Origin of the sequence: Achromobacter veterisilvae (assembly GCF_037619525.1) — a bacterium.
GTDB classification, from domain to species: domain Bacteria; phylum Pseudomonadota; class Gammaproteobacteria; order Burkholderiales; family Burkholderiaceae_B; genus Achromobacter; species Achromobacter veterisilvae.
Map to the genome: position 1 here is coordinate 1,294,686 of NZ_CP148753.1, position 18,939 is coordinate 1,313,624.

Below are 18,939 nucleotides of genomic sequence, written 5' to 3' on the forward strand. Positions count from 1 at the left end.
GCAGTGAGAAATCTGGCTTACTTGGACAGCCAGGTGGTCAGGAAGTACGGCCGTCCTTGAGGCTCATGGCCGATGCCGTGCACCTTCTTCGACACGCCGTATACCAATGCATCCTCGTACAGCGGGATGCCGAGCCCGTTGTCCAGCACGAAGGTCTGCACTTCGGCGGCGATCCGCTTGCGGACCGCGAGGTCCGTCGTTTCGTTCTGCTTGCGTACCAGTGCGTCCAACTCGGGAATCGCGCGGTTGGCCTGGTTGCCCACGGTGCTGTCCCAGGTGAAGCGCAGCGCGTCGATATCAAAACGGATCTGCGAAGTCTGGAAGAAGGCGTTGACCTTGCCGTCGCGCTGCACCTTCGAGTAGGTGGCCGTATCGGCCTTGCGCAGTTGCAGATCGATACCCACGCGCTTCCATTGTTCGGCCAGCAGCTCGAAGCCGCCTTGCGACGTAATGTGATGCAGCGAGATATAGGTGGGAATCGTGAGCTTCCTGCCGTCCTTGTAGCGGTAACCGTCAGGGCCGGTCTTCCAGCCGGCCTCGTCCAGCAGCGCCGCGGCGCCCTTCGGGTCGTAGGCGAGGCGCTGGGAGTTATCCACCCAGCCCGGATTGCTGCGGCCAAGCACCGAGCTGGCGATGCCGTAGCTGTCCGACAGCAGGGCCTTCTTGATCTCGTTGCGGTCCGTGGCCAGGTTCAGCGCACGGCGCACCCGCACGTCTTCCAGGTTGGGCGTGCTGGAGTTCACGGTCAGTTGGTTCGCGACGTTGGCCGTGATCACTTCCAGACGGTGGTTGGGCGATCGCTTCACCAGGGGCTCGTCGGTGGGCAGGATGCCGCGGACAGCGTCGGCCTGGCCGGCAAGCAAGGTGCCCACTCGCACGCTGCCCTCGGTGGCGATGGTGTGGACGAAGCCGTCGATCCATGCCGGTCCCGGGTGATTCAGCGCGGAGGGAGCCCAGTTGTAGTCGTCTCGCCGTTTGTAGACGATCTCCTTACCCGGGCGTTCGGACACGAACACGAACGGACCGGTGGTCACGAGGTTCTTGCCCTGGCACTGGTCCTGGTAAGGCAGGGCCAGTGTGCTGGGCGCGAGGATTCCGGCCTGCGGCATCGAAAGCTGCTGGGGGAAGCTGACGTTGGGGCGCGTGAAATAGACGGAGATCTGCGTGGGCGAGTCCACTTCCGTGCGATCGTAGTTCGCCACCATCGACCACTTCGGAATGCCGAGCGAGCTGTCGCCCCGCGCGATCTGATCGAGGTTCGCCTTGACGATGTCGGCGGTTAGCTTGGTGCCGTCGCTGAAACTGACGCCTTCCCGCAGCGAGAACGTGTAGCGCGTGGCGTCTTCATTGGCTTTCCACGACGCCGCGAGCCAGGGCGACAGCTCGGCCGTCTCGGAATCCTGATAGACCAGACGTTCGAGAATGCTGTTGGAGATCACGGAGTTCGCATAGGTGCCGCCGCCCGACGGGGCAAGGCAGGCCCAGCCGAGGTAGTCCAGCACGCGCAGCGTGCCGCCGCGCTGTGGCGTATCCGCCGTGGCCGCCAGCGTTGCGGCGCTGCCGCCCACGGCCAGCAACAGCGTGCCAGCCAGCGACGCCCAGCGGGCCATTCTTCTTTCTTTCATGTTCAACTCTCCGTTCATTTCGCCAGCAGTGTCGGCGTCGTGCGTAGTTCAAGGGTGCGCGCGGCCCTCGCGCCGGATCGGGCACGATGGGTGGCGTATCGAATGCGGTCCCGGCGCCGCCGCGCCGGGGACGGTGTCTAGAAGAAGCCTTGCTTGGGCAAGGGTTCGCCGCGCGCGTGATAGGCGCCGATGGCGAGAGCCTTGTAGAGCGAAGGGTTGTGCGTGGACACGGTTCGCGCGTTGCGCCAGTGGCGGTCGAGCTGGCGCTGGCGGTGCGTGGCGGACGCGCCGCCCAGGTCGAATAGCAGGGTGGCCGCGGCCGTGCCGAGCGCGTCGATCGACACCTTGGCGTGCGCCGCGTTCAACGCGGCGGCGTGGTTGGCCTCGGAGCGTTGCGCGAAGGGAAGCGCGGCCGCGCGGTCGAAGCTTTCCGCGGCGTTGAGAATGATCGAGCGCGCGGCATAGGCATGGGCGGAAAGCTGGCCCAGGGCGTGCAGCAGCAGCGGATCGGCCGTCGGGTCCGGGCTCGGCGCGAAGTACAGATGCTGCTTGCGGCTCTTGATCAGGGCCAGCGCGTCGTCGAACGACGCCTGCACGATGCCGGCGATCACCGCCGTCAGGAATAGCTGCGGCAGGCTCGATCCATATTCGGCGCCCGGAAGCGTGCGCGAGCGTTGCAGCACCTGCGCGTCGTGTTCGATGCGCACTTCGTGCAGGTTCGCGGTGCCGCTGGCAGTGAAACGTTGTCCGAAGCCGGCCCAGTCGTCGATGACTTCGACGCCAGGCGCACTGATAGGGACGACGACGGTCAGCGTTTCGGACTCGTCGTCGCGCGTGGCCTGGATGGCAAGCCAGTCGGCGTACACGCTGCCCGTGGCGTACTGCTTCTTGCCGTGCAGAATCTGTGCCTTGCCCTCGCGGCGCAGCGTCGTGGCGAAGTGGCTCAGGTCCGCCACGCGGCCGTCTGCTTCGCGTGGACGGACGGCGTCGGTCACGCCGTTGGCGAACAGGTCGCCGCCCGCGGCGCGCGCCAGCCAGTGGCCGGCTTTTTCCCGATCCGCCAGCGAGAGCAGGCCGTTCACGAAGCCGTAGTGGTTGCGGAAAATGTGCGCCACATTGGCGTCGGCGGCGGCGAGCCGTACGACGAGCCCGAACAGCTCGCGATAGCTCAGCCCTCTTCCGCCGGCGGATTTCGGCACGATCAGCGCGCCGAAACCCTGAGCGAGCAGCGCGCGCACTTCCGCGCGCGGGAGGTCGCCCGAGTTCTCGCGCGCGGGCGCCGTCTCCGCAATGCGGCGAAAGAGTTCAGTCCATTCGTCATTCTCACGGGAGTCGAATGCCGCGGCGGCCTGAATGCCGGGCGCCTGATCTCCAATCGTTTCGGGCTCGTGTCCCGAAGGTTCGGGAGTGGTCAGCGGTGACGCGTCGTTCTGCTTGGCTTCCATCATTCATCCAGATATCGGTTCGGGGAATCACCGCTCCAAAAGATGGAAAAATAATTCCTTTTTTTTAAGATAGAGGACGGTAGGACCGGAAGCAAAGAATGGATCCTGATATGGTTATGCGCCTTGTGCCGAGGCAGGCCGGCGGCCATCATGTCGGCGCCGCCACCCAGCATGCGAGGCCCGGAACACCAGCCTCCATGACGGGCCGCGCATATTCCCGCCACCCGCGTCACCACGCGACAACCGGACGATCGACCTATAAGGCAGACCCATGAAGCTACAAAGAAAGAGTGTGTCCGAAGCGATGGCGCCCGCGCCGGTCCAGGAATCCAATGCGTTGTTGCGCGGCCTCAAAGTGCTTGCGGCGCTCGCGGACGCCGCCAGGCCGATGAGCCTGTCCGACATCGGCGAAGGCGTCGGGCTGCCGCCCAGCACCACGCATCGGGTGCTGCAGAACCTGCTGAAGGACGCCTACGTCTACCAGGATGCGCAGGGCCGCTACGGGCTTGGCGCCGCGGGATTACAACCCTTGCCTCTGGACCATCCGCTCAATGTGCTGCGGCGGGATGCGATAGCGCCGATGCGCGCTTTGCAAGCCGCGTTCGGGCCGTCGATATTGTTGTTCGCCTTTCCGGGACGCCAGCGCGTGGTGGTCGACTATGTGCCGGGCAGCTATCACGTCACCCCGTACTTCGACACGCGCGTCACCGCGCCGTTGCATGCGTCGGTGTCGGGCAAGCTGCTGCTCAGCGGGCTGGGCGCGGCGGAGCGCGACGAGCTTCTGGGGCCTCAGCCGTATCGTTCACGTACCGACAGCACGCTGGTCAAGCGAAGTGCCTTGTTCAAGCAGCTCGACGCGATCGCCAGCGACGGCATCGCCACCAACGTGAACGAGAACGTGCAGGGCATTTCCGCGATCGGCACGCGCCTCGCCACGCCGGAAGGCAGGAACTTCGGCGCCATCGTGATCACGGGGCCGGCATCGTTCTTCACCGACGCGGCGCTGACTCAGATGGGCGCGGACCTGAGCGCCACGGCGGAGATGCTGCGGAACACGTCGGCATCGAGCCGGCTGATGGGCAGGCTGCTGGGCCGATAACGGTGTGAATGACGGCTCCGGCATTCTCTGCCGCCCGCCGCCGGGCAAACCCGTCTTTGCAAGACCGTCAAACCTGCGATAATTGCGAATCATTGTCATTATCTTCGGTCATGACTTCGTCTTTCCCTACCGCGCCTTCCGATGATGCCCATGCGGCGGCGGTGCAGGCCGTCTACCGGTCGCATCATTCCTGGCTGCGCAGCCTGCTGCAGCGCAAACTCGGCAATGCCAGCGACGCGGCCGACCTGGCGCACGACACCTTCGAACGCCTGATCCGCGCCCGGCTGGACACGCCGCTGGCGGAGCCGCGCGCCTATCTGCGCACGGTGGCGCAGCGGCTGCTGATCGGCCGGGCCCGGCGCGCCGCGCTGGAGTCGGCCTATGCGGAATCGCTCGCCCTGCTGCCGCAGGCGGTGGCGCCCTCGGTCGAGTCGCGCGCCCTGGTGATCGAGGCGCTGGAACAGATCTGCGAACTGATCGACCGCCTGCCCATGACCAGCCGCCGCATTTTCCTGATGGCGCAGGTCGAAGGCCTGTCGTACGCCGAGATCGGCGTGCGCCTCGGCCTCAGCATCAACGCGGTGCAGAAGTCGCTGGCCCGGGCCCTGGTGCATTGCTATGAGGTGGTCTACGGATGACGTCTGGCCGGCTATTGCGCCGCCTGGCGCCCGAGGCGGGCGCCGTGCCCGCGTCCGCGCTGCGCGAAGCGGCCGGCTGGCTGGTCCGCTTGCGCGAAGGCGCTACCGAGCAGGACCGCCAGGCGTTCGAACGCTGGCGTGGCGCCAGCCCTTCCCATGAGCTGGCCTTCCGCCGGCTCGAATCCCTGATGAGCGGCGTGGCCGGAGAGGCCGCGCAGGCGGGCGGCGCGCTGGGCGCCCGCGCGCTCGAACAAGCGGCGCGGGGCGACCGCCGGCGCCAGACCCTGCGCTGGATGCTGGCCATCGCCGGCGGCGCCGCCGGCGCGTGGGCGCTGGCCGACCGCGACACCGTGCGCGTCTGGACCGCCGACGCCCGCACCTCGGCCGGCGGAAGCCGCGAAGTGCATCTGGACGACGGCACGCTGGTGCGTCTGAATACCGGAACGGCGGTGGACTGGCGCTACGGGCGCGACAGGCGCGAAGTCTGGCTGCGCGAAGGCGAAGTCATGGTGGCGACCGCCGCCGATCCGCGCCCTTTCATGCTGTATGGCCGCGCCGCGACGGTGCTGCCGCTGGGCACGCGATTCGTGGCGCGCGACCTGGACGGCGGCGGGGCTTTGCGCGTCGCGGTCATGGAAGGGGCGGTCGAACTGCGCGGCCGCGATGCCGGCGCGCGCCGCGTGGCGGCCGGCGAAGAAGCCGTCATGCGCCGCGACGGCACCTGCCGGGTCCAGCCCCTGCGCGAAACAAGCACCGTGTGGCTGCGGGGCATGCTGGTGGCGGACAACCAGCGGCTGGCCGATTTCCTGGCGGACCTGGGGCGCTATCGCCCGGGCCTGGTGCAATGCGCGCCGGAGGTCGCGGACCTGCTGGTGGTGGGCGCCTTCCCGCTGGAGAATACCGACCGGGTGCTGGCCATGCTGACCGAGGTCCTGCCGGTCAGCGTGCGCTATGCCACCCCGTACTGGGTGCGCGTCGGCCGTGCCTGAGCGCGAGGAAAGTTGTAACAGAAACGGCGGATTCGCGCGGTTCGGGCTTCAAGCACATGAGGCAGCCCATCGATGAGGCTGCAGCCCTCATTGTTTGAGCCAGGAACCCCGCCATGTCCGCACGTTTCGCGCCGCCGCGCACCTTGTTCCGCCTCGCCTGCCTGAGCGCCGCGCTCGGTCTGGGAGGCGTTCTTGCCTCACCCGCCGTGCTTGCCCAGGCCGCGGCATACGCCGAGCGCGAATTCCGCGTGCCGGCCGGCCCCCTGAGTACCGCGCTGGGCCAGTTCGGCGCCCAGTCGGGCCTGCTGGTGGCCTCGGCCCCCAGCCTGACCGACGGCGTCGCCTCGCCGGGCGTGCAAGGGGCGATGTCCAGCCAGGAAGCGCTGCGCCGCCTGCTGGCGGGCACCGGCCTGGAAGCCGAGCCTTCGCGCCAGGGCGGGTGGCGCCTGCGGCGCGCCGGCCAGAGCGTTACGCTGGCGCCGGTCACCGTGACGGGAAACTATGCCAGGCTGCCGGCCGACAGCTACACGGCGCCCGACCTGACGATAGGCAAGTTTCCCGAGCGCATGAAGGACATCCCGCAATCGGTCAGCGTGATCACCCGCCAGCGCATGGACGACCAGGTCATGACCTCGCTGCCCGACGCGATCAACAACACCACCGGCATGGTGGGGGTGCAGGGCGTCGGACTGGGCATCGCCATCAACGCGCGAGGCTTTCCGGTGGACATGCTGCAATACGATGGCGTGGCGCTGCTGCGCAACAGCTACTCGCTGGGCAACTGGGAGCAGGAGTCCATGGCGTTCTACGAGCGCGCGGAAATCCTGCGCGGCGCCGCCGGCCTGCTGCAGGGCGCCGGCAGCCCGGGCGGCGCGGTCAACCTGGTGCGCAAGCGCGGCGGCGACGAAACGGCCGTGGTGGTGACCGGCAAGGTCGGGTCGTGGGACCACTACGGCTTGCAACTGGACGCCGGCAGCCCCTTGAATGCCGAAGGCACGCTGCGCGGCCGCGTCGTGCTCGACGAAGACCGCAGCCATTCGTACACCGATTACGTCTGGAACCGCACGCGCAACCTGTACGCGGCGCTGGACTACGACCTGACCGCCGACACCACCGTGGGCTTCGGCGTGGCCAATCGCGACAGCCGGGGCAGGCCCATGATCGTGGGCCTGCCGCGCTACGCCGACGGCAGCGATATCGGACTGCCCCGCTCCACCTTCACCGGGTCGACGTGGAACCGCTCGCACAATGAGCAGACGACGTTCTTTGCCGATCTGGAGCACCGCTTCAATCAGGATTGGCGCCTGAAACTGGCGGGCGCGGCGATGAACGAGAGCAACACCACGGCGCACCAGCGCGCGGTCGGCCCGGTCAACGCCGACGGCAGCGGCCTGGACTATGGCGACTTCGGCGTGGATTTCACCGGCCGCCAGCGCGGCGCCGACCTGTCGCTGCTGGGCCGTTTCGAGCTGTTCGGAATGAAACAGGAAATCGTGGCGGGCGCGAGTGTCTCGCGCTACACCACCAACGACCGGTTCGCGCGCGCCTGGACCTCGGGCGGGAACATATTCGACATCGACCATCACCGGCCGTGGCAGGACATCGACACCATCGCGGATCGCGGCGTCGAAACGCGCAGCCGCTACAAGATCGAGCAGCAGGGCCTGTACGGCACATGGCGCGTGAAGCCGACCGATGCCCTGACCTTGATCGGCGGCGGCCGGGTCGGCTGGTACGACTTCCTCTACGAGGACGTCGGCGGCTACGCCTCGACCAGCAAGGCCAACGGAAAATTCATCCCCTATGTCGGGATCGTGTACGCGCTGAATCCGGCATGGTCGCTGTACACCAGTTATTCCACCGTGTTCGAACCGCAGACCGCCCGCAGCGTCGACGGCGGGATGTTGAAGCCCGTGGAAGGCAAGAACTACGAGGCGGGCATCAAGGGCGAACTGGCGGACGGGCGCCTGAACGTGTCGCTGGCCGTGTTCCAGTACCTGCACAAGAATCGCGCGGTCAACGACTACGAGGCCGGTTTCGCGTGCGACGGATGGTATTGCTCGCGCGCCTCCGGCAAGGTGCGCAGCCAGGGCTTCGAAGCCGAAGCCTCGGGCGAGGTCGTGCCGGGCCTGGAACTGTTCGCGGGCTACACCTACAACACGACCAAGTATCTGTCGGATCCGGACTACGAAGGCCAGGTCTTCAACACGTGGACGCCCAAGCACCTGCTGCGCCTGTGGGCCAACTACCGCCTGCCGGGCAGCCTGAACCGCCTGAGCGTCGGCGCGGGAACGCAGTCGCAATCCCACACCCTGGCCTCCGACCGCAGCTTCACGCTGCCGGGCTTCACGGTCTGGAACGCGCGGGTGGCCTATAAGGCCAGCTCCGAGCTGACCGTGGCGCTGAACGTCAACAACCTGTTCGACAAGAAGTACTACATTCCCTCGTACAACTCCGCGACCAGCAACAACCACTATGGCGATCCGCGCAACATCATGCTGACGTTCCAGTACGCGCCGAAGTTCTAGCGAGCGATCGCGCTCGCGATGCGCGCAGCGGAAAGCCGATGCGGCGGACTACTGGACCAGCGGCGTCTCGGCCGCGTCCAGATTCACGCCGGCCATGCGCGCGTCGTTCGCCAGGAGCCGCAGATACTGCGACAGGGCGGTCGCGAAGCTCTGTTGGCGAAGCCGCTGGAAAACCGCGGAGCGCACCTGTTCATAGGGAGGGACGATGCCAGGCTGGCGTTCCAGCACTTCGATCACATGCAGGCCGAAGCGGCTGTGGACCAGGCGCGGCAGCACGCCTATCTCCGGATGCCCGAATAGCTCCTTGGCGAATTCGGGAGCGCAATCCTCGGGTTGGAGCCAGCCCAGGTTGCCGCCTTCCCGGCCGCTTGGACAGTTGCTGAGGGCCGCCGCGGCCCTGGCAAAACCGCCGCCCTCGGCCAATTCCTGCGAGGTGTTGTTGCGTACGTCGAGCAGGCAGGTTTCCGCCCGTTTTCGCAGGGCGTTCAGGTCCACGCCGGGCGTGACGGCGAACAGCACGTGGCGCGCCCGGACCCGCTCGCCCCTGGCGTAGCGCGCGGCGTGCGCGGCGTGGTGGCGGCGTCCGGCTTCGTCGTCGATTTCGGGCAGTTGCAGCGCGGTGTCCAGCAGGCGCTCGATGGCGTCGCTGGCGGCTTCGCTGATCGCGCCTTGCCGCGGCACCGGGTCGTCCGCGGCAAGCAGGCCTCGGGCGATGGCCGCCTGCCGCAGCAACTCGGTGCAGGCGCGCTGGCTCAGCTCGCTCGTGCTCAGCACTTCGCTGGGGTCCGCCAGGAGGACGCCGTTGATGTGGGGCGGCTCGGAGGATTCGCGCACATAAGCCGGTTCGATTCGCTCCTGCGTCTGCGGCGGTTGCGGCGTCGTCTGCTGGCAGGAGCAATTGCCGCTGCCGCATCCCTCGAGCCCGGTTTCCACGATATTGCTCATGCTCTTTCTCCATCGCGCGGCGCCGACGCGTGCGAGGAAAGATCCATGCGGCGCGAGCGCACTAGCTGATACGGCCTCACCAGGTACGCCAGCGAGCCAAAGCCGCTCCATACGTGCACCAGCCGGCTGAAGGGGAACAGCAGGAAGATGGTCATGCCCAGCACCATGTGGACTTTGAACTGCCAGCCTATCGTCACGAGTCCGGCGGCGTCGGGGCGGAAAGTGAAAACTCCCTGCGCCCAGTCGGCCAGTATCAGCATCGCGCCGGCATCGACGCGGTGGCTCCAGGAGACCGGCAGCGTGACCAGGCCCAGCACCAGTTGCACCCACAGGATGCAGAGTATGGCCAGGTCGGTGCGGTGGCTGGTGCGACGGATACGCGGATCGGCAATGCGTCGATGCAAGAGCATCGTGAGGCCAATGAAGCAGATGAAGCCGGCAATGCCGCCGGACACGATGGCCAGCAACTGCTTCTGCGGCGCGGTGATGAGCCAGGCGTACAGGAAGTGCGGGGTAAGCAGGCCGACGGTGTGGCCGAACAGCAGGAACAGGATCCCTATGTGGAACAGGTTGCTGCCCCATCGCAGTTGACGCGCGCGCAGCAACTGCGACGAGTCGCTTTTCCAGGTGTACTGGTCTCGGTCGAAACGAGCCAGGCTGCCCATCAGGAAGACGGCAAGGCAGATATAGGGATAGACGACGAAAAGGAAATTGTGGAGTCCGAGCGACATGGCGATCTCCTCAAATCAACGCGCCTCGGCCGATGGCGGCCGGCGCAGGATATGAACGGGCTGGGGGGTGCCGGGCGCCGCCTGGCCCTGGGTGCTGCAACCGTCGAAGGCCGCGGGTTCCGCCCAACTGAGGTCCAGCGGTTCTTCGGCCGCCACGGCGCCGGCGTCCGCCGGCACAAGCCGCGGCACGCCCGCCAGTTCCAGCACCGCCGCGATCACACAGAAATAATCGCTGTCGCGCTGCCGTAAGGTCTGCGCAATGGCCTGCAGAATGTGCGCGAACTCCCCGACGAAGGCGCTGGCCTCCGGAGGCGGTTGGGTGGACGCAAACTCCAGCAGCACCGGCAGGTAGTCCGGCAATTCGGATGGGTCGAGCAGCAGGCCGGCCCGCTCATAGGTCTTGATCAGGTCCACCATGGCGGGGCCGCGGTCCCGGGAGTCGCCATGCACGTGTTCGAACAAATAGAGCGAGGTGCCGCGTCCACGGTCGAACAGGCCGACATAGACGGCTTCCGCGTGCAGGCCGTTGGCCAGCAGCCGGTCCGCCAGCGCCCCAAGCTCGGCGCGACGCGCCTTGCCCAGCGCCGTGGCCGTTTCCAGCACCGAGCGCACCTCGGGCAGTGGTTCGCGCATTGCCGCGTCCGGGTAGCGCAGCAAGTGGGCCAGCGCGCGCAACGGAACGGAAATATCATGCTTCATGATGGGCTCCTCACAAGGTTACCTTGAGGGGGATGGTCCGCTTCTTTTCGCTGCCGAACAGGCTGGTCTCGGTGACGCCCTCGCTACAGCCGTTGCCGAACGAAAAGCCGCAGCCGCCGCGGACGTTGAAGGCGTTTTCGGCGTACTCGCGATGCGTGGTCGGGATGACGAAGCGATCTTCGTAGTTGGCGATCGCCATGATGTGGTACATGTCCTCGACCTGGGCGACGCTCAGGTTCGTCTGCTCCAGCACCGCGTTGTTCATTTCTCCATCGACGTGCTTGCTGCGGTGGTAGGCGCGCATGGCCAGCATGCGTTCCAGTGCCCGCACCACCGGCTGGGTGTCTCCGGCCGTCAGCAGGTTGGCCAGGTACTTGACCGGAATGCGCAACTGGTTGACGTCGGGCAGCACGCCATTGACGGTGCCCACGTGGCCCGCCTGCGCGGCGGCCGTGATCGGCGACAGCGGCGGCACGTACCACACCATGGGCAGGGTGCGGTATTCGGGGTGCAGCGGCAGCGCGACCTTCCAGTCCACGGCCATCTTGTAGACGGGGCTGTTGCGGGCCGCCAGCAGCCAGGCATCGGGAACGCCGTCCGCGCGCGCCTGGGCAATGACGGCCGGGTCCTCGGGGTCCAGGAAGATATCGAGCTGGGCCTGGTACAGGTCTTTGTCCTTTTCCACGCTTGCGGCCTGCTCTATGCGGTCGGCGTCATAAAGCAGCACGCCCAGGTAGCGTATGCGCCCGACGCAGGTTTCCGAACATACCGTCGGTTGGCCCGCCTCGATGCGGGGGTAGCAGAAGATGCATTTTTCGGCTTTTCCGCTCTTCCAGTTGTAGTAGATCTTCTTGTAGGGACAGCCCGATACGCACATGCGCCATCCGCGGCACTTGTCCTGGTCGATCAGCACGATGCCGTCTTCTTCGCGCTTGTAGATGGAGCCGCTGGGACAACTCGCCACGCATGCCGGATTCAGGCAGTGTTCGCACAGGCGCGGCAGATACATCATGAAGGTGTTCTCGTACTGCCCGTAGATCTCCTTCTGCACGTCTTCGAAGTTCTGGTCCTGGGAGCGCTTGCTGAATTCGCCGCCCAGGATCTCTTCCCAGTTCGGCCCCCATTCGATCTTGTCCATGCGCAGTCCCGTGATGAGGCTGCGCGGCCGCGCGGTGGGCGCGTGCTTCATCTCGGGCGCGGACTGTAGGTGGTCGTAGTCGAAAGTGAAGGGTTCGTAGTAGTCGTCGATCTCCGGCATGTTGGGGTTTGCGAAGATCTTCATCAGCAGTTGCCACTTTCCGCCTTGGCGCGGAACGATGGAGCCGTTCGCCTTGCGCACCCAGCCTCCGTTCCAGCGGTCCTGGTTCTCCCATTCCTTGGGGTAGCCGATGCCGGGCTTGGTTTCCACATTGTTGAACCAGGCGTATTCAACGCCGGGGCGGCTCGTCCAGACATTCTTGCACGTCACACTACAGGTGTGGCAGCCGATGCATTTGTCCAGATTCAACACCATGCCTATTTGCGCGCGTACCTTCATGGGTTGTCCTCCGAGGAGAGGTCTTCGACGCACGGGATCGTCCGCGCCGCGGCGGACGTCCGTGCATGTTCCGAGTAAGCGTCATGGCCGGCGATCGATGCCATGTCTTGGGTCCTGGGTCCTGGGCTCATGGGTTTTCGCCCTGCGCCTGGTAGGCCGCGGCGAGGTGCTCGCCCCTGGGCGTATCCAGCCAGTCCACTTTGTCCATTTTGCGCACCACCACGAATTCGTCCCGATTGGTGCCGATGGTTCCGTAGTAGTTGAACCCGTAGCTGTATTGCGCGTATCCGCCGATCATGTGGGTGGGCTTGAGGACGATACGGGTGACGGAGTTGTGGATGCCGCCGCGCACGCCGGTGATTTCGCTTCCCGGAGTGTTGATGATTTTTTCCTGCGCGTGATACATCATGACCATGCCGGGCTTCACACGCTGGCTCACCACCGCGCGAACGGCGACCGCGCCGTTCACGTTGTACATCTCCATCCAGTCGTTATCGACGATGCCGGCGCGCTTGGCGTCTTCTTCGCTGATCCAGGCCACCGGGCCGCCGCGGTTGAGCGTGAGCATCAACAGGTTGTCGGTGTAGGTGCTGTGTATGCCCCATTTCTGGTGCGGAGTGATGAAGTTGAGCTGAATCTCCGGATTGCCATTGGGCCGGATGCCATGCATGGCGGTGGTGGTTTTCGTGTCGATCGGGGGCCGGTAGCTGGAGAAGCCTTCGCCGAAGGCGATCATCCAGGGATGATCCTGGTAGAACTGCTGGCGGCCCGTCAGCGTGCGCCAGGGAATCAGTTCGTGCACGTTGGTGTAGCCGGCGTTGTAGCTGACCGTCTCGCTTTCGATGCCGCTCCACGTTGGCGAACTGATGATCTTGCGCGGTTGCGCCTGAATGTCGCGATAGCGGATTTTCTCGTCTTCGCGGTACAGCGCCAGATGCCGGTGCTCGCGTCCGGTTATCTTGGACAGCGCGTCCCAGGCCTTCACGGCGACATGCCCGTTGGTTTCCGGCGCCAGATGAAGAATGACCTCGCATGCATCGATGTCGCTGACGATGCGCGGGCGGCCCTGCGTGAGCCCGGCATCGGCGGTCACGCCATTGAGCTGGCCGAGCTGCTCGACCTCGGTGCCGGTCTTCCAGGCGATGCCCTTGCCGCCGTTGCCGATCTGGTCCATCAAGGGACCCAATGCCGTGTACTGCTTGTAGATATTGGGATAGTCCCGGTTCACCACCGTGACCTGCGGGGCGGTCTTGCCGGGAATGAGGTCGCATTCGTCCTTCTTCCATTCCGCGACGCCATAGGGCTGGGCCAGTTCGGCCGGCGTGTCGTGCATCAGCGGCGTCAGCACCGTATCGCGTTCCACGCCGAGGTGGCCCACGCAGAGTTCGCTGAAGGTCTTGGCGAAGCCCTTGTAGATTTCCCAGTCCGAGCGCGATTCCCAGACCGGGTCCACCGCAGCCGAAAGCGGATGTATGAAGGGGTGCATGTCGCTGGTATTGAGGTCGTTCTTTTCGTACCAGCTTGCCGTGGGCAGCACGATGTCCGAATACAGACAGGTCGTGCTCATGCGGAAATCCAGCGTGACCAGCAGGTCGAGCTTGCCTTGCGGCGCCTGCTCGTGCCACTTGACTTCGGACGGCCTGGCGTCGTCGGCGCCGAGGTCCCGGCCCTGGACGCCATTGCTGGTGCCCAGCAGGTGCTTGCAGAAATACTCGTGCCCCTTGCCGCTGGAGCCGAGCAGGTTGCTGCGCCATACGAACAGATTGCGCGGCCAGTTCTCGGGGGCGTCGGGATCCTCGCAACTCATCTGCAGCGTGCCGTCCCTGATCGATCTGGCCACGTAGTCCCGCGGGGAAAGGCCCGCGGCGTCGGCCATGTCGGCGACCTTCAAGGGATTCGTCTTGAGCTGCGGCGCGCTGGGCAGCCATCCCATGCGTTCGGCGCGCACGTTGTAATCGATCATGCTGCCGCTGTACTTGGCGGGGTCGGCCAGCGGGCTGACGATCTCTTCGATGCCCAGTTTCTCGTAGCGCCACTGGTCCGTGTGCGCATAGAAGAAGCTGGTGGAATTCTGCTGGCGCGGCGGCCGGGCCCAGTCCAGCGCGAAGGCCAGGGCCGTCCATCCGGTCTGCGGGCGCAGTTTTTCCTGGCCCACGTAGTGGGACCATCCCCCGCCGCTCTTGCCGATACAGCCGCAGAGCATCAGCAGATTGATGACGCCGCGGTAGTTCATGTCGCAGTGATACCAGTGGTTCATCCCGGCGCCGATGATGACCATGGACCTGCCTTGCGTCTTGTCCGCATTGGACGCGAATTCACGCGCCACCGTGACGATTTGCTGGCGGGGCACGCCGGTCACCTGCTCGGCCCAGGCCGGGGTATAGGGCGCGTTGTCATCGTAGCTCTTTGCACCGCTGCCCAGGCCGCGGTCGATGCCGTACTGCGCGGCCTGCAGGTCGAAGACGGAGGCGACCAGCGAGTGCTCGTTTTCGCCGTTGCCCGCCAGACGCAGGCGGGTAGCCGGAACCCGGGCGCAGTTCACGTCTCCCTGTTGCGCATTGGCCGGGAAATGGGGGGTTTCGATGCCGCCGAAGTAGGGGAAGCCGACCTCGACGATTTCGTGCGTATGCTTGCCGTCTTCCAGGAGGGACAGTTTGAGTCGGACCTCGCCGCCATCGCCCGCGTTCCTGGTTTCCAGGTTCCATTTGCCGGAATCGTCCCTGCCCTCCGCGCCCCAGCGAAAGCCGATGGATCCATGCGGCACCACGGCGCGGCCTTCGGCGTCGAAGGCAATGGTTTTCCATTCCGGGTTGTTGCCCTGCCCCAGGTTCGCGTCGAAGTCGCTGGCGCGCAGGTAACGGTCGGGCACGTGCACGCTGCGGCCGTCGGACAAGCGATGCTCCTTGAGCAGCACCAGCATGGGCAGATCGGTGTAGCGGCGCGCGTAATCGTCGAAATAGGCGCTGCGCTGGTCGAAATAGAATTCCTTGAAGGCCACGTGGCCCATGGCCATGCCCAGCGCCGCGTCCGTGCCTTGTTTCGGATGCAGCCAGGTGTCGGCGAGCTTGGCGACTTCACTGTAGTCCGGCGAGACGGCGACGGTCTTTGTGCCTTTGTACCGGACCTCGGTGAAAAAGTGCGCGTCCGGCGTGCGTGTCTGGGGCACGTTGGACCCCCAGGCAATGATGTAGCTGGAGTTGTACCAGTCGGCCGATTCGGGAACGTCGGTCTGTTCGCCCCAGACCTGGGGACTGGAGGGCGGCAGGTCGCAGTACCAATCGTAGAAACTCATGCACACGCCGCCGATCAGGCTCAAATAGCGGCTGCCGGCCGCGTAGCTGACCATGCTCATGGCGGGAATGGGCGAGAAGCCGATGATGCGGTCGGGGCCGTGCTTCTTGATGGTGTAGATATTGGCGGCTGCGATCAACTGGTTGACTTCATCCCAATTGCTGCGCACGAAGCCGCCCATGCCCCGCTCGGCCTGATAGTCCTTCCTGGCGGCGTCATCCTCGGCGATCAGGGCCCAGGCGTCCACGGGCGTTCTTGCCGTTTTCAGCGCCGCGCGCCAGCGCTTGAGCAGCCTGCCGCGCACCATCGGGTGCTTGACCCGGTTCGCGCTGTACAGATACCAGGAATAGCTCGCCCCGCGCGCGCAGCCGCGCGGTTCGTGGTTGGGCATGTCCCAGCGGGTCCGGGGATAGTCGGTCTGTTGGGTTTCCCAGGTGACGATGCCCCCCTTGACATAGATCTTCCAGGAGCACGAGCCCGTACAGTTCACGCCGTGCGTGCTGCGCACGATTTTGTCGTGCGCCCAGCGGAGCCGATAGGCTTCTTCCCAGGTGCGGTCTTCGGCGGTGGTGCGGCCATGGCCATCGGCAAAGCTCTCCTTGGGCAGGCGGAAATGAACGAGGCGATCGAGGAAGTGGCTCATAGTGACTCTTTCTCAACAAGGCATGGCCGCGTTGCGGCGGGCATAGCACCACCAGGTAATAGCGGCGCACAACAAATAGAAAACCGCGAAGATCCACAATGCAGCTTCGGGCCCCCCGGTGGAAGCGATCGAACTGCCGTAGCTCTTGGGAATGAAGAAGCCGCCATAGGCGCCGAGCGCGCCGGCGAAGCCCACGGCGGCGGCGCCCCGCACGTTGCCTTCCTTGAGGGCCGCGGCTTGCGATTGGGCGTCGGACGCCGCGTTGCGCATGGCCAGTTGATTGAAGATGATCGGAATCATGCGGAAGGTCGATCCGTTGCCGATGCCGGTGGTGACGAAAAGCACCAGGAACATCAGGAAGAAGCCGGTGAAGCTGCCTTCCTGCGGTCCGAAGGACAGCGGCAGCGATCCGGCGCCCTTGGGCAGGAACCACAGGACGCCGACCACGCCGAGCGCCATGGCCAGGAAATTCCAGAATGTGACGACGCCGCCGCCGACCTTGTCGGCCAGCCAGCCGCCGAACGGACGTATCGCGGCGCCTACCAATGGGCCCAGCCAGGCATAGGCCAGCGGGTTCACCGACGGGAACAGGCCTTTGATCAGCAGCGGAAAACCGGCGGCGAAGCCGATGAACGAACCGAACGTGCCCAAGTACAGCAGGCACATGATCCAGTTGTGCCGCTGCCCGAAAATCGCGGCCTGCGCGGCCACCGACGCCTTCGCGTCCGCGACGTCGTTCATCGCAAAATAGGCCACTGCCGCCGTCAGGGCAATCCAGGGCACCCAGATGAAGGCCGCGTTCTGCATCCAGATTTTTGTCTGGACGCCGCCCTGCGTGATGATCTGGGGCTCGCCGCCAAAGATGCCCAGCACGCCGACCGTGACGACGATGGGGCTGAGGAACTGCACCACCGACACGCCCAGATTGCCCAGGCCCGCATTCACGCCCAGCGCGGAGCCTTTGCGGTCGTTCGGAAAGAAATAGCTGATGTTGGCCATGCTTGAACTGAAATTTCCCCCGCCCAGGCCGCAAAGCAAGGCCAGGCTCAGCATGGTCGGGTAGGAAGTGGTCGGATCCTGCACGGCAATGCCGATGCCGATCGCGGGGATGAGCAGGCTGGCCGTGGAAATCGCGGTCCAGCGCCGCCCGCCCACCAGCGGCACCATGAACGAATAGAAGATCCGCAATGTGGCGCCGGATAGCGCGGGGGCCGCCGCCAACCAGAACAATTGGTTGGTCGAGTACTCGAATCCGATCGCTGGCAGGCTTACCGCCACGACGCTCCAGACCTGCCAGACCGCGAAGGCCAGGAACAGGGCGGGAACCGAGATCCAGAGATTGATCTTGGCGATTGCTTCGCCTTCCCTGGCCCAGAATGCCTTGTCCTCCGGAGTCCAGATTTTCAAGCTCTTGCCGGGGCGGGCCATACGGCGAGGATGGGTATCGTTCATGTCTAACCCTTGCGTGAAGCCGCGTTTGCGGCCGGACCTCCGATTACATCGGTGCTTCGCACTTCGGTCCGGTACATCCAGATCAGGGAGACCCAGACGACGCCGTACAACAGCATGAACGCGCTGGAGCGGATGCCGGTCAGGTCCTGCAGGATGCCGAACATGATGGGAAGCACGAATCCGCCCAGCCCGCCCGCCAGGCCGACGATGCCGCTGATGGCGCCGATGTTCCCTGGATAGTCATCGCTGATGTACTTGAATACGCTGGCCTTGCCGAACGCAAAGGCCACGCCCAGGATCGCCAGCAGGCCGGTAAACACATAGACGTTTATGCCGATGTGCACGGTCTTGGGGCCGCTTGCGGTGGCGATGATGAGGTCCGCCTGCGGGTAGCTCAGCAGGAACAGGCAGATCCAGCTCACCCACAGCACCCACCAGGTGATCCGGTGGGCGCCGTATTTGTCCGATAGCGCTCCGCCAATCGCGCGCAGGACGCCTCCGGGCAGGGAAAAGCACGCCGCCAGCAATGCGGCGACGCGGATATCCAGCCCGTACTCGCCCACGTAGTACTGCACCATCCAGAGCGCCAGCGCCACATAGCCGCCGAACACGATGCTGTAGTACTGGCAGTACTTGAGCACCCGCGGATCTTTCAGGGCCTTGAGCTGCTCGGAGAACTTCACGTCGCCGGTCACCAGATGCCTGGGGTCATGCGCGCTGAACAGCCAGAACAGCGCCGCGGTGCCCAGCAGGATGGCCGCATAGACCTGCGGCACCAGCGTCCAGCCGCCCAGCACTATCAGGGACGGCGCCAGGAATTTGTTGACCGCCGAACCCGAATTGCCGGCGCCGTAGACGCCCATGGCCATGCCTTGGCGATTGGGCGGAAACCAGCGCGCCACATACGGAGTCCCCACGGAAAACGAGCCGCCGGCCAGCCCGACGAACAGGCCGATGACCAGGAGCTGCCAGAATTGCGTGGCGTAGGCGATGAGCCAGACGGCGGGCACGGTGAATACCATGACCAGCATCATGACGATCCGTCCGCCGTAACGGTCCGTCCAGATGCCCAGGGGCACGCGCACCAGGGACCCCGACAGGACGGGCATCGCCGTCAGCAAGCCGAATTCGGTAGCGTTGAGTCCCAGTTGCTTTTGCAGCGGGATGCCTATGACGCCAAACATCATCCACACCATGAAGCAGGCTGTGAACGCTAGCGTGCTGACTGCCAGGACTCTCCAGGCGCGGGGCGAAATGTCGCTCGATTTCGTTCGGTCAGGCATAGGCGAACAAAGATGGATGCTGTTGATTTCATCA

13 protein-coding genes are annotated in these 18,939 nt (G+C 65.4%); 4 read left to right on the forward strand and 9 right to left on the reverse strand.

Translation table 11 applies throughout. The features are described 5' to 3' along the window. Window positions 1-17 precede the first annotated feature (17 nt). Together WHX56_RS06065 and WHX56_RS06070 are read right to left on the reverse strand one after the other, a co-directional pair. Window positions 18-1,625 carry an ABC transporter substrate-binding protein gene (locus WHX56_RS06065; protein WP_287755711.1) on the reverse strand — a complete coding sequence of 536 codons (1,608 nt, stop codon included), beginning with the start codon at window positions 1,623-1,625 and terminating at the stop codon, window positions 18-20. 137 nt (window positions 1,626-1,762) lie between these two features. Further along, complete coding sequence (locus WHX56_RS06070; RefSeq protein ID WP_338880738.1) at window positions 1,763-3,073, reverse strand: acyl-CoA dehydrogenase family protein; 1,311 nt, start codon at window positions 3,071-3,073, stop codon at window positions 1,763-1,765. A 268-nt stretch (window positions 3,074-3,341) separates the two neighbouring features. On the opposite strand from WHX56_RS06070, the gene WHX56_RS06075 reads away from it, so the two are divergent. The 4 genes from WHX56_RS06075 (at window position 3,342) to WHX56_RS06090 (ending at window position 8,324) form a co-directional block, all read left to right on the forward strand. Next, window positions 3,342-4,169 carry an IclR family transcriptional regulator gene (locus WHX56_RS06075; protein ID WP_244235034.1) on the forward strand — a complete coding sequence of 276 codons (828 nt, stop codon included), beginning with the start codon at window positions 3,342-3,344 and terminating at the stop codon, window positions 4,167-4,169. Window positions 4,170-4,279: 110 nt separating this feature from the next. Further along, window positions 4,280-4,807 carry a sigma-70 family RNA polymerase sigma factor gene (locus tag WHX56_RS06080; protein WP_338880739.1) on the forward strand — a complete coding sequence of 176 codons (528 nt, stop codon included), beginning with the start codon at window positions 4,280-4,282 and terminating at the stop codon, window positions 4,805-4,807. Continuing rightward, window positions 4,804-5,796 carry a FecR domain-containing protein gene (locus WHX56_RS06085; protein ID WP_338880740.1) on the forward strand — a complete coding sequence of 331 codons (993 nt, stop codon included), beginning with the start codon at window positions 4,804-4,806 and terminating at the stop codon, window positions 5,794-5,796. The genes WHX56_RS06080 and WHX56_RS06085 overlap by 4 nt, the downstream gene beginning before the upstream one ends. 113 nt (window positions 5,797-5,909) lie before the next feature. Beyond that, entirely contained in the window at window positions 5,910-8,324 is a 2,415-nt protein-coding gene (locus tag WHX56_RS06090) for a TonB-dependent siderophore receptor (RefSeq protein WP_338880741.1), read from the forward strand. 48 nt (window positions 8,325-8,372) lie between these two features. Here the strand turns inward: WHX56_RS06090 and WHX56_RS06095 are convergent, their stop codons facing one another. The 7 genes from WHX56_RS06095 to WHX56_RS06125 all read right to left on the reverse strand — a co-directional run bounded on the left by WHX56_RS06095 (window position 8,373) and on the right by WHX56_RS06125 (window position 18,905). Then, window positions 8,373-9,269 (reverse strand): peptidylprolyl isomerase, encoded by an 897-nt coding sequence (locus WHX56_RS06095; protein ID WP_338880742.1) that lies wholly within the window; start codon window positions 9,267-9,269, stop codon window positions 8,373-8,375. After that, a complete protein-coding gene (gene narI, locus WHX56_RS06100) occupies window positions 9,266-10,000 on the reverse strand; it encodes a respiratory nitrate reductase subunit gamma (RefSeq protein ID WP_338880743.1) in 735 nt (244 codons plus the stop codon). The genes WHX56_RS06095 and narI overlap by 4 nt, the downstream gene beginning before the upstream one ends. A 15-nt stretch (window positions 10,001-10,015) precedes the next feature. Next, window positions 10,016-10,699, reverse strand: coding sequence for a nitrate reductase molybdenum cofactor assembly chaperone (narJ, locus tag WHX56_RS06105; protein ID WP_287755705.1), 684 nt, complete (start codon window positions 10,697-10,699; stop codon window positions 10,016-10,018). A 10-nt stretch (window positions 10,700-10,709) separates the two neighbouring features. Beyond that, on the reverse strand, window positions 10,710-12,236 hold the full coding sequence (gene narH, locus WHX56_RS06110) for a nitrate reductase subunit beta (RefSeq protein ID WP_129241335.1): 1,527 nt from the start codon (window positions 12,234-12,236) through the stop codon (window positions 10,710-10,712). Between the two features lie 127 nt (window positions 12,237-12,363). Continuing rightward, window positions 12,364-16,170: a nitrate reductase subunit alpha gene (locus WHX56_RS06115; RefSeq protein ID WP_338880745.1), complete on the reverse strand. Its 3,807-nt coding sequence runs from the start codon at window positions 16,168-16,170 to the stop codon at window positions 12,364-12,366. A 12-nt stretch (window positions 16,171-16,182) separates the two neighbouring features. Continuing rightward, on the reverse strand, window positions 16,183-17,622 hold the full coding sequence (locus tag WHX56_RS06120) for an MFS transporter (protein ID WP_338880746.1): 1,440 nt from the start codon (window positions 17,620-17,622) through the stop codon (window positions 16,183-16,185). A gap of 2 nt (window positions 17,623-17,624) precedes the next feature. Then, the gene (locus tag WHX56_RS06125) at window positions 17,625-18,905 is read right to left on the reverse strand and encodes an MFS transporter (protein WP_129241338.1); all 1,281 of its coding nucleotides are present in this window, start codon (window positions 18,903-18,905) and stop codon (window positions 17,625-17,627) included. Window positions 18,906-18,939 lie beyond the last annotated feature (34 nt).